Origin of the sequence: Patulibacter medicamentivorans (assembly GCF_000240225.1) — a bacterium.
In the GTDB taxonomy this organism is placed as follows: Bacteria; Actinomycetota; Thermoleophilia; order Solirubrobacterales; family Solirubrobacteraceae; genus Patulibacter; species Patulibacter medicamentivorans.
Genome location: NZ_AGUD01000227.1, coordinates 43,351 through 54,273 on the forward strand (window position 1 = coordinate 43,351; position 10,923 = coordinate 54,273).

Annotated in this window: 10 protein-coding genes; 6 read left to right on the forward strand and 4 right to left on the reverse strand. The window is 74.3% G+C overall.

The annotated features are described in order from the left end of the window. Positions 1-14: 14 nt before the first annotated feature. The 3 genes from PAI11_RS15185 to thrS form a co-directional block, all read right to left on the reverse strand. Entirely contained in the window at positions 15-1,259 is a 1,245-nt protein-coding gene (locus PAI11_RS15185; protein WP_007576356.1) for a LuxR C-terminal-related transcriptional regulator, read from the reverse strand. 243 nt (positions 1,260-1,502) lie between these two features. Next, the gene (locus PAI11_RS15190) at positions 1,503-3,029 is read right to left on the reverse strand and encodes a long-chain-fatty-acid--CoA ligase (protein ID WP_007576357.1); all 1,527 of its coding nucleotides are present in this window, start codon (positions 3,027-3,029) and stop codon (positions 1,503-1,505) included. Between the two features lie 168 nt (positions 3,030-3,197). Continuing rightward, entirely contained in the window at positions 3,198-5,177 is a 1,980-nt protein-coding gene (gene thrS, locus PAI11_RS15195; RefSeq protein ID WP_007576359.1) for a threonine--tRNA ligase, read from the reverse strand. 140 nt (positions 5,178-5,317) lie between these two features. Here thrS and PAI11_RS15200 point away from each other — a divergent pair, with 140 nt between their 5' ends. The 6 genes from PAI11_RS15200 (at position 5,318) to PAI11_RS24565 (ending at position 10,426) form a co-directional block, all read left to right on the forward strand. After that, a complete protein-coding gene (locus PAI11_RS15200) occupies positions 5,318-6,400 on the forward strand; it encodes an aminotransferase class V-fold PLP-dependent enzyme (protein ID WP_007576360.1) in 1,083 nt (360 codons plus the stop codon). Positions 6,401-6,787: 387 nt separating this feature from the next. Beyond that, a complete protein-coding gene (locus tag PAI11_RS15205; protein WP_040600514.1) occupies positions 6,788-7,549 on the forward strand; it encodes an SDR family NAD(P)-dependent oxidoreductase in 762 nt (253 codons plus the stop codon). Next, positions 7,546-8,268, forward strand: coding sequence for an SDR family NAD(P)-dependent oxidoreductase (locus PAI11_RS15210; protein ID WP_007576363.1), 723 nt, complete (start codon positions 7,546-7,548; stop codon positions 8,266-8,268). The genes PAI11_RS15205 and PAI11_RS15210 overlap by 4 nt, the downstream gene beginning before the upstream one ends. 359 nt (positions 8,269-8,627) lie before the next feature. Next, positions 8,628-9,236, forward strand: a complete 609-nt coding sequence (locus tag PAI11_RS15215; protein ID WP_007576364.1) for a carboxymuconolactone decarboxylase family protein — start codon at positions 8,628-8,630, stop codon at positions 9,234-9,236. Beyond that, a complete protein-coding gene (locus PAI11_RS15220) occupies positions 9,229-9,882 on the forward strand; it encodes a TetR/AcrR family transcriptional regulator (protein WP_007576365.1) in 654 nt (217 codons plus the stop codon). Before PAI11_RS15215 ends, PAI11_RS15220 begins: the two co-directional genes overlap by 8 nt. Before the next feature lie 97 nt (positions 9,883-9,979). Beyond that, positions 9,980-10,426 carry a hypothetical protein gene (locus tag PAI11_RS24565; protein WP_007576366.1) on the forward strand — a complete coding sequence of 149 codons (447 nt, stop codon included), beginning with the start codon at positions 9,980-9,982 and terminating at the stop codon, positions 10,424-10,426. A 23-nt stretch (positions 10,427-10,449) separates the two neighbouring features. Here the strand turns inward: PAI11_RS24565 and PAI11_RS27350 are convergent. Next, on the reverse strand, positions 10,450-10,923 hold a 474-nt coding region (locus tag PAI11_RS27350), incomplete at its 5' end, for a hypothetical protein (protein ID WP_040600499.1).

Sequence of the window (10,923 nt, forward strand, 5' to 3'; positions counted from 1 at the left end):
AGCATAGTCCGGCGTCACGGGCACGTGGGATCGCCGGCGTTCATCCGCATGAACCGCGACACCGCCTCGGCGCGGTTGCTCGCGTGGAGCTTGCGCAGGACCTGCTTGACGTGCGACTTGACGGTCCCGTGCGAGATCACCAGCCGGTCGGCGATCGACGAGTTGGTGGCGCCGGTGGCCAGCAGCTGCAGAACCTCCAGCTCGCGCCGCGTCAGCAGCTCGTGCAGCCGCGACCCGGCATGGACCCGGGACGGCGCCGGGCCGCCGCCGGCCGCTCCCGCGCCGCCGAGCTCGCGCGTCCCCCGCCCTCGGCCGTCGCGGCCGGCGAGGCTGATCTCCTCCTCGCACAGCTGGGCGACGCTGACCTCGGTCGCGCGGACCATCTCGCGCACGGCGTCGCGCTGGGCCTCCAGCCGGTGGACCAGCACGGCGCGCTCGAGCGCGTAGCCGAGGCCGGCGGCGAAGGCCGACATCGCGTCGCGATCGAGCGCGTCCACGACCCGGCCGCTGAAGTGCGTGTCGGCGTGGATCGTGGCGATCACCCGCCCGTCGGCGAGCAGCGGCACCGCGACGTAGCCGGCGGTCTCGACCTTGTGGATGATCGGCTTCCAGGCGCGCGGATCGTCCATCGGGTCGGTCATCAGCGCGGCCGCCTTGCGGCGCAGCATCTCGGTCTCGAGCCGCTCGGGATCCAGCTCCAGCGGGTGCTCGACCGCGTGGCGGTGGCAGTCCGAGGCCCACACCGGGTGGCCGTTGAAGTGGGTCGACTCGATCACCAGCAGCGACCCGTCGACGCGGAACAGCATCGCGCGATCGAAGCCGCAGGCGGTGCATGCCTCCTCGGCGGCCCGCTGCAGCAGCCGGGTCAGGCTGGCCTCGCCGCGCGGCCGGTTGAGGCTGTCGCTGATCGCGGTCAGCGCCAGCAGGCGCTGGCGGACCCGGCCCTCCTGGTGCTGCTGACGCAGCCGCTGCAGCTCGACGGCCAGCTCGCAGGCCAGCACCAGCTCGGCCTTCGACATCCCGACCCCGTCGCCGCGGACGCGGTCGAGGACCTCGCCCACGGCGGCATCGAGATAGCGCTCGACGCCCTCGATGTGCTCACCGCCCTGGCCCGCGGTCCACGACGGGACGTCGGTCAGCAGCCGCGCCCGGTCGAGCGCCTCGACGATCCGGTGCTCGAGCGCGGCGTCGCGACGCCGCCGGATCTCCGGGTCGTCCCACTTGGCGCGCTTGGTCGGCGATGCGAGCTCGATGCCCATCGACAGGCCCTCCCCTGATCCGGTCGAGCCGACGCTAGCCGCTGGCCGGACGGCTGTTTCGATGGTGTGATCACCGCTGCCCGCGGGCGCGCAGGGACGAGATCCCACGAGCGACCAGCTCGCCAGGCCGGGACGACAGGGACCGGGAGCCGCCGCCGGGGCGCCGATGGGACGCGGTCACGCGGACGCCGTCAGCGCCGAAGGGCGCCGGGACGGAGCCGCGAGCTCCGCCCCGGCCGCCGCTCAGGCGGCGCCGGCGGTCAACGACGCGATCGAGATCTCGCGCTTGAGGATCTTGCCGGTCGGCCCCTTCGGCAGCGCGTCGGTCTCGATCACCACGCGCGGGTACTTGTAGGCGGCGATCCGCTGCTTGACGTGGTCGCGCAGCGCGTCGGCGTCGAAGGTCGCCCCCGGCTTGACGGCGACCACGGCCGCGATCTCCTCGCCCAGCTCGTCGTGCGGCATCCCGACGACGGCGGCCTCGAGCACCGACGGGTGCTCGTAGAGGACCTCCTCGACCTCGCGCGGGTACACGTTGTAGCCGCCGCGGATGATCAGGTCCTTCTTGCGGTCGACGATGAAGAAGTAGCCGTCCTCGTCGACGTAGCCGAGGTCGCCGGTCGAGAACCAGCCGTGCTCGTCGATCGCCTCGGCGGTCGCGTCCGGCCGCCCAAGGTAGCCGCTGGTGACGTTGTGGCCGCGGATCTGGATCTCCCCCACGCCGCCGCTCTCCGGCACCCGGCCCTCGGGGTCCACGACCCGCATCTGGACGCCGGTGATCGGCGTGCCGATCGAGCCCGGCTTGCTCGGCCGGTCGGGATGGTTGAACGACGCCGCCGGCGAGGTCTCCGAGAGCCCGTAGCCCTCGAGCACGGTGCAGGCGTAGTGCTCCTGGAATCCGGTCAGGACCTCGACGGGGATCGCCGCGCCGCCGCTGATGCAGACCCGCAGCGACGCCAGCCGCTCGGGCCGCGCGTCGGGCGCGTTGAGCAGCGCGTTGAACATCGTCGGCACCGCCGGCAGGACGCTGACGCCGTCGCGCTCCATCACCTCGAGCGCCGCCTCGGGCGTGAAGCGGGTCATCAGCGTCAGCTCGGCGCCGCTCTGGATCGCCGCGCCCATCCCGACCACCTGGCCGAAGCTGTGGAACAGCGGCAAGGCGCCGAAGACGACGTCCTCGCAGGTCTCCGTCAGCAGCTCGGTCGAGATCACGTGCGCGTTCCACGCCAGGTTCGACTGCGTCAGGACCGCGCCCTTCGGGGTCCCGGTGGTGCCGCTGGTGTAGAGCACGACGGCGGGGTCGTCGGCGCCGCGGGCGAGCACCTCGGCGGTCGACGCGGCGCCGGCCAGGGCCAGCGAGAGATCGTCGGCGCCGGCGGGATCGCCACCGACGGTCCAGCGGGCCGCCAGGCGCACGTCGGCGTCGGGGTCGGGCTCCTCGGCGCCGGCCAGGTGGATGAACGCCCTGGCGCTCGAGTCGGCGAGGAAGTACCCGATCTCGCGCGAGCGCAGCAGCGGGTTCATCGGGATCACCACGCCGCCGGCCCGCAGGATGCCCCAGTAGGCGATCACGAACTCGGGCAGGTTCGGCAGCATCAGCGCGACGGCGTCGCCGGGAGCGATCCCGCGCTCGCGCAGCAGCGTCGTCATCCGGCCGGCGGCATCGTCCAGCTCGGCGTAGGTCAGCGTGCGGTCGTCCAGGCGGACGGCGACGCGTGAGGGGTGGTTGGAGGCGCTGCGGGTGAGCAGCGCGGCGTACGAGAGACCCACGGTGGCGCTCCTGTGGCGAGACGATCGGCGGGGCGCCGCCCGCGGTCGTTCCGCGCGCGTCCCCACGACGATCCCGACCGTAGCCGCCAAGAGCGCCAACGCGCCATTGGCCCTTGGGCCGAACTTCCTCCCTCCATCGGCCGATCCGGCGGCCGCGTTGGCCGGCGCTCAGCGCAGGGCGCGCTCCCGCAGCTTGCCGCCGAGGGTCGCCGCGATCTCGGCGACCGCGGCCGCGTCGTCCTCGGCACCGCCGTGGTGGCGCAGGGTCAGGACGTCCTCGTCGGCCTCGCGGTCGCCGATCACGGCCATCAGGGGCACCTTCGCCAGCTCGGTCTCGCGGATCTTGCGGCCGACGGTCTCGGTCCGGTCGTCGATCGCGACCCGCAGGCCCGCCGCCTTGAGCGTGGCGGCGATCCGGTGGGCGGCGTCGGCGTGGCGGTCCGACACGGTCAGCAGCGTCAGGTGGACCGGCTGCAGCCAGAACGGCAGCTCGCCGCCGGTGTGCTCGAGCAGGATCCCGATGAAGCGCTCGTAGGAGCCCAGCAGCGCGCGGTGCAGGACGACCGGGCGGTGCTCGGCGTTGTCGGCGCCGGTGTAGGTCAGGTCGAAGCGCTCGGGGGCCTGGTAGTCGATCTGGACCGTGCCCAGCTGCCACGAGCGCCCGAGCGAGTCGTGGAACTGGATGTCGATCTTCGGCCCGTAGAAGGCGCCGTCGCCCTCGTGCACCGTGTAGGCCAGCCCGTTGGCCTCCAGCGCGCGCTGCAGGTCGCCCTCGGCCTTGTCCCACAGCTCGTCGGAGCCGAGGCGGTTCTCGGGCCGGGTCGACAGCTCGTAGGAGAAGTCCTCCTCCGAGAACCCGAACAGCCGGTAGGTGTCCTGGGCGAACTTCAGGCAGGCGGTGACCTCGTCCTGGATCTGCTCCTCGGTGACGAACAGGTGCGCGTCGTCCTGGCAGAACTGGCGCACGCGCAGCAGGCCGTGCAGGGCGCCGGACAGCTCGTTGCGGTGCAGCAGCCCCGGCTCGCTGAAGCGCACGGGCAGGTCGCGGTAGCTCCAGCGGGTCTGCCGGTACAGCTCGTAGTGGCCCGGGCAGTTCATCGGCTTGAAGCCCATGTTCGGCTCGATCGCGCGCCCCTCCTCGGCCGCGGTCGCCGCGTCGCCGGTCGAGGTCAGGAACATGTCGTCGCGGTACTTGTCCCAGTGGCCGGAGGTCTTCCACAGCGAGCTGTCGAACAGCTGCGGGGTCTTGACCTCGGTGTAGCCGCGCGGCTCGCCCATCTCGCGGCTGAGGCCGACGAGGTCGTTGAAGATCCGGGTCCCGGCCGGGGTCCAGAAGGCGGAGCCGGGCGCGGCCTCGCTGAAGTGGTAGAGCCCCAGCTCCTTGCCGAGCTTGCGGTGGTCGCGCTGGCGGGCCAGCTCGAGCCGCTCGAGGTGCGCCTCGAGGTCCTTGCGCTTGAAGAACGCGGTGCCGTAGATCCGCACCAGCTGCTGGCGGTCGGAGTCGCCGCGCCAGTAGGCGCCGGCCAGCGACTGCAGCTTGAAGGCGCCGATCCGCTTGGTGGTCGGCGCGTGCGGGCCGCGGCAGAGGTCGGTGAAGGGGCCGTTGGTGTAGAGCGAGACGGTCTCGACCGGCGCGTCGGCCGGCGCGTTCCTGACCAGGTCCTCGATCAGCTCGACCTTGTACGGCTGGTCCTCGGCCCGGAAGCGTTCCAGCGCCTCGGCCACGGTCACGTCCTGGCGCACGAACGGCTCGTCGGCGGCGACGTGCTCGGCCATCCTGGCCTCGATCGCCGCGAAGTCGCCGTCGTTGAGGACGACGCCCTCGGGGAACTCGAAGTCGTAGTAGAAGCCGTTCTCGATCGGCGGGCCGATCGCGATCTTCGTCCCCGGGTACAGGTCGAGGATCGCCGCCGCCAGCACGTGCGCCGTGTCGTGGCGGATCAGCTCGAGCGCCTCGTCGGAGCGGTCGGTGACGATCCCGATCACCGCCCCGTCCGGCAGCGGACGCCCCAGGTCGCGCTGCTCGCCGTCGACGACGATCGCCAGCGCGGCCCGCGCGAGACCGGGCCCGATGGCGGCGGCGGCGTCCGCGCCCGTGGCCCCGTCCTGGAGATCGAGAGCCTTGCCGTCGGGAAGCGTCACCTGCATAGCGAGGCCAAGGGTATGCGAGCGCCGGGCTCCGTGCCCCGCGGCGGGACGGACGACCGAGGGCCGGTTCGAGCCCGCCGCGAGGAACGGGACACGGAGATGGCTCTCGGGCCGTCGCGCGCTCCTCGTATGCTCGGCCGATGGACCCCGCCCAGCTGCGCGCCGAGTTCCCCGTCCTGCGCGAGGTGGCCTATCTCAACGCCGGGACCTGCGGGCCCCTGCCCCGCGCCTCCTCGGCCGCCGCGGCCGGGGTCGTCCACCAGGCCGAGCAGCACGGCCGCACCCACGACCACTTCGTCGCCACCGGCCACACGCAGGACGCGCGGCGCCGGCGCTACGCCGCGCTGGTCGGCGGCGAGCCCGAGGACGTGGCACTGACGACGGCGACCTCCGAGGGGATGGTGCGGGTGCTGCAGGGGCTCGAGTGGCACGCCGGCGACGAGGTCCTGACGGCCGAGCAGGAGCACCCCGGCCTGCTCGGGCCGCTGGCCGCGCTCGCCCGCCAGCACGACGTCCGGATCCGGACCGTGCCGCTCGAGCGGATCGTCGAGGCCGTCGACGAGCGCACGCGCCTGGTCGCCTGCTCGCACGTGCGCTGGACCGACGGGACCCTGGCGCCGAGCGCCCTGGCCGAGCTGCGCGACGAGGTGCCGGTGCTGATCGACGGCGCGCAGGGAGCCGGCGCGATCCCCGTCGACGTCGCCGCGCTCGGCTGCGCGTTCTACGCCGCGGCCGGCCAGAAGTGGCTGTGCGGTCCGATCGGCACCGGGTTCCTGTGGATCGACCCGGCCTGGCAGGCGCGGCTGCGGGCCCCGGGCCCGACCTACCTCAACCTGTCGGACCCCGCCGCCGGGCTCGCCGCGCGGCCGTGGCCGGACGCCCGCGCCCACGACGCGGTCACCACCTCGGGCGAGGCCGCCGCGGCCGCGCTTGCGGCGTTCGACGTGCTCGACGAGCACGGCTGGCCGGCGCTCCACGAGCGGGCCGCCGATCTGGCGCAGCAGCTGGCGGACGGGCTCGCCGCGCGCGGGCGGACGGTGGCCCCGCGCGGTCGCACGACCCTGGTCGCCTGGAGCGAGGCTGACCCGGCGGCGACGGTCGCCGCGCTGGCGGCGGCCGGCGTGGTCGTCCGCGACCTGCCGGGCAGCGACCGGGTGCGGGCCTCGGTCGGGGCCTGGAACGACGAGCAGGACCTCGACCGGCTGCTGCGGGCCCTGGACTGACGGCCGCGGCCGGCGCTCGCCGCTCCGGAGGACCAAGCGCCCCGAACCGCGACGACCGCGCCTCCGCGTCCCGCGCCCGCCGTCGGCCGGAGGGAGGAATCGGCCTTCCGCTGGGGTGGGACGCGCGCCCCGCGGGCCGTTCCCGAGCGGCGCCGGCGGGCCTCGTGTGCCCGCACCACACCGGGCGCCGCGGGGCGTGGCGCCGAGGCCCAGCGACGCCCCCGGAGGCCGCGGATACGGTCGTCCTGCCGGGACGGCGCGGGCGTCCAGCGCCACCGTCCCGGGTCCTGTCAGCACGAGGAGGAGGAAGCACATGGACACCCCGCACGTTCGCCGTGCGCGGAGCGCCGAGCGCTCCGGGCAGCGGCAGAGGAGGCACGGCACGTGATCTCCGACCTGAGCGGCAAGCGCGCCGTGATCACCGGCGCGGCCGCCGGCCTCGGCCGCGCGACCGCTGAGCTGTTCATCGCCCAGGGCGCCAAGGTCGTGGTCTCCGACCGCGACGGCGACGGGGCCGCCGAGGCCGCCGCCGCGCTCGGCCCGAACGCGGTCGCCGCGACCTGCGACGTGACCGTCGCCGCCCAGATCGCCGAGACGATCGACGTCGCGCGGTCGTCGTTCGGTGGCCTCGACGTGATGGTCAACAACGCCGGGATCGAGATCGGCAAGCCGCTGACCGAGACCACCGAGGAGGAGTTCGACGCGTTGATGAAGATCAACGTCACGGGCGTCTTCCTCGGGATCAAGGCCGCGGTGCCGGCGCTGGCGGAGGCCGGCGGCGGGTCGATCGTGAACATGGCCTCGGTCGCCGGGATCGGCGGCGCGCCGCTGCTCGGCGCCTACTGCGCGTCGAAGGGCGCGGTCGTGCGGCTGACCGAGGTCGCGGCGATCGAGCTGAAGGCGGCCAACATCCGCGTCAACGCGGTCTGCCCCGCCTTCATCGACACCGCGATGGTCGACCGGCTGGTCTCGCCGTTCGAGGCCGCGGTCGGGATGCCGTTCGGCGAGGTCCTGAAGGTCAAGCAGGGCCGGATCGGCACGGCGGCCGAGGTCGCCGAGATGGTCGCGTTCCTGGCCTCGGACGACTCGTCGTTCACGACCGGGTCGCAGTACGTCCTCGACGGTGGATTGGTGGCTGGTCTCCTGTGAGCGGTGAGCTGGAAGGACGGGTCGCGCTGGTCACCGGCGCCGCCCAGGGCCTGGGCGCGGCGGTCTCCGACGCGCTGGCGAGCGAGGGCGCGACCGTGGTCCGCACCGACATCCAGGGCACCGACGTGACGCTCGACGTCCGCGACGAGGCCCAGGTCAAGCAGGTGATCGCCGACACCGCCGAGCAGCACGGGCGGCTGGACGTCGTCGTCGCCAACGCCGGCGTCGCGTTCGTGAAGCCGCTGACGGAGACGTCGCTGGCGGACTGGCGCGGGCTGATGGAGATCAACCTCGACGGCGTCTTCCTGACCGCCCGCGAGGCCGCGATCCAGATGGCTCCGCGGGGCGGTGGCTCGATCATCAACATGGCCTCGATCACCGGGCTCCGGGGATCGCCGCTGATCGGGACCTACGCGGCGGCGAAGGCCGGCGTGATCTCGCTCTCCAAGACCCTGGCGCTGGAGCTGCGCGACCACGGAGTGCGGGTGAACGCCGTCTGCCCCGGCTTCATCGACACCCAGCTGGTCCGCGACCACGCCGACGAGCTGAGCGCCGCGATCGGGATGCCGATCGAGGACGTCATCAACGCGAAGCAGGGTCGGATGGGCACCGCCGAGGAGGTCGCCCGCCTGGTCCTGTTCCTGGCCTCGGACCGCAGCCGGTTCTCCACCGCCGAAGCCTTCGTGCTCGACGGCGGATCGACCGGCGCGCTGGTCTGAGGGGCCGATCCCGGGGGCCGTTCGGCCGATCCGGGTGAGGTCCCACCGGGGGTCCGGCGACGGATCCCCCGCGACGGAGAGCGAGGCGGCGTCCAATTTCCACGATCGGCGTCGCCGCCCTCCCTCGTCGCCGGCCCGGGGCGACTCCTCCTCCCCGCCCCGGGTCGGCGGCGCGTCTGCGCCACCGACCCAGGGGCCGCGCACGGGAATCCCCCGAGTCCCGCGCGCAGCGACGAGGGGTCCCGGAGATGGGGCTCCGGGGTCGTGGCCCTGCGTCGCTCCGGCGGCGCTCCGCGCTGGGCGCGGATCCCGACGGGCGCTCTGCGAACACCACTGTTCGCAGATGCTACCGTGCCGGCATGCCCAGCACCAGCGGATCCTCGCGCACCGGTCAGCAACCGTCCAGCGCCGGCCCGCGGATCCACCCCGGCGGTCGTCGAGACGTCGGCCTGCCGGTCTGGGCCCTGTCCCAGGTCGCGGGCGTCGTCACCGGCACCCGCGCCCCGCACCTGTTCCTGACCCTCGGGCGCCACCGCAAGCTGTTCCGCGGCTGGCTGCGCTTCGCCGGCCGGCTGATGCCGGGCGGCCTGCTGCCGCGGCGCGAGACCGAGCTGGTGATCCTGCGGGTCGCGCACCTCCGCGGCTCGCGGTACGAGTTCGAGCACCACGTCCGGCTCGGGCGCCGCGCCGGCCTCGGCCCGGCCGACGTCCGGCGGGTCGTCGAAGGACCCCAGGCCGCCGGCTGGGGCCCCCGCGAGCGGCTGCTGCTGCAGACGGCCGACCGGCTGCTGGCCGATCGCGACCTCGACGACGAGGCCTGGGCGGCGCTGCGCGGCACGCTCGACGAGCGCGAGGCGATCGAGCTCTGCATGCTGGTCGGCCACTACGACATGCTTGCGACCGTGCTCAACACGCTCAGGATCCAGCCGGATCAGCCGCGACGACCGCCGTGGTCCCGTCGTGGCTGAGGTCCGCAGCCAGCTGCCGCGCGGGCGCCACGGCCTCAGCCGCGAGGAGGTCGTGCGCTCGCAGCGCGACCGGATCCTGCTGGCGATGGCCGACGCGATGGCCGAGAACGGCTACGTCGGCACCTCCGTCGCGCAGATCATCCGTCGCGCCGGCGTCTCGCGCGAGACCTTTTACGAGCAGTTCTCGTCGAAGGAGGACTGCTTCACCAGCGCCTACGACCGCGCCGTCGAGCTGCTGCTGGCCCAGATCGGCGCCGCCAGCGGTCTCGCCGCCCCGGGGCCCGACGATCCCGAGCCCCCCGCCGACCAGCGGATCGAGCAGCTGCTCGGTGCCTACCTCGAGGGGCTCGCGTCGGAGCCGGCGTTCGCCCGCCTCTTCCTGATCGAGGTCTACGCGGCCGGCCCCGCCGCCCTCGCCCGCCGGATCGAGATCCAGGCCGGCTTCGTCGACCTGGTCGCCAGCGCGCTCGACGCCCGCACCGCCGAGCAGCGGTTCGCCTGCGAGGCGCTGGTGGCGGCGATCAGCACGATGGTGACCGCGCGCCTGGCCCTCGACGACCTCGACGGCCTGCGCAACCTGCGCGGACCGCTGCTGGACCTGCTGCGACGCGGCCGGCCGCTGTTCGGCGGCGACGCCGACGGCTGACGCGAACCGGCCCGGTCGGTGGCGCGCCGGCGGTATCGTGGCGCCCACCCCCGCCCGGCCGGGTGCCGCGGCGTCCGTTCCCCCCGGAGGTTCCCCGATGTCCCGTCCCAGCTCGTCGCTCGGCGCGCTCGCACTCGCCGGTCTCGCCGCCGCCGTCCTCGCGACGCCGGTCGGCGCCGCCACCAAGGACCCGGACGGGCGCTACCGCGGCAGCCTGACCGCCGACCTGGCGATCGACAGCGGGCCGGTCAGCTTCAAGGTCAGCCGCGACGGTCGTCGCCTGAGCGGCTGGAAGGCGACCTTCACCGCCGTCTGCAACTACGACCCGTACGTCATGACCGTCACGGTCACCCTGCCGACGACGACGATCAAGCGCGACGGGCGCTTCCGCGGCGCCGTCCGCACGACCCGCGACGGCAAGCCGCTGAAGCTGACGGTCAGCGGCCGGCTGCGGGGAACGCGCGTCACCGGCGGCGTCATCGACTACGACATCGGGTCCTGCACGCGCAAGAACCCGTGGACCGCCAAGCGCACCGGGCGCTGAGCCCGCCCCGCCCCGCCCGGCGGTCAGGCGGCGGTCACCAGCGCGCGGCCGGCCCGCAGGTTCTCGTGCGGCGCGTCGGCCGGGATCGGCCCGTCGCTGAGCAGCAGGCCGTCGGGCCCGGCGGCGGCGACGAACGGCGCGAACCGGTCGCCGAACGTGGTCGGCGCGCCGGCCCAGACCTCGGCCGGGACGTGGACGTGCGCATCGGCGTCGGCGACGCCGTCCGCGGCCGGCGGGCGCAGGGCGATCCCGTGGATCCTCGCGTCCTCGGCCGCCTGCAGCAGCGGACCGCGCGCACGGGCGGCGCCGTCCGCGCCGAGGAACGCCTCGCCGGCCGCCGACTCGACCACCAGCAACCAGCCCGCGCCGGCCAGCGCGTAGGCCGCGACCAGGTCGCAGAGCGCGTCGCAGGCCAGGTCGGCCAGCTCCTCGCGGTCGCCCAGCCGCGGCTCGGGCGTCCCGACGACGGTCGCCGCGAGCGCCGCCGCGACGCTCGC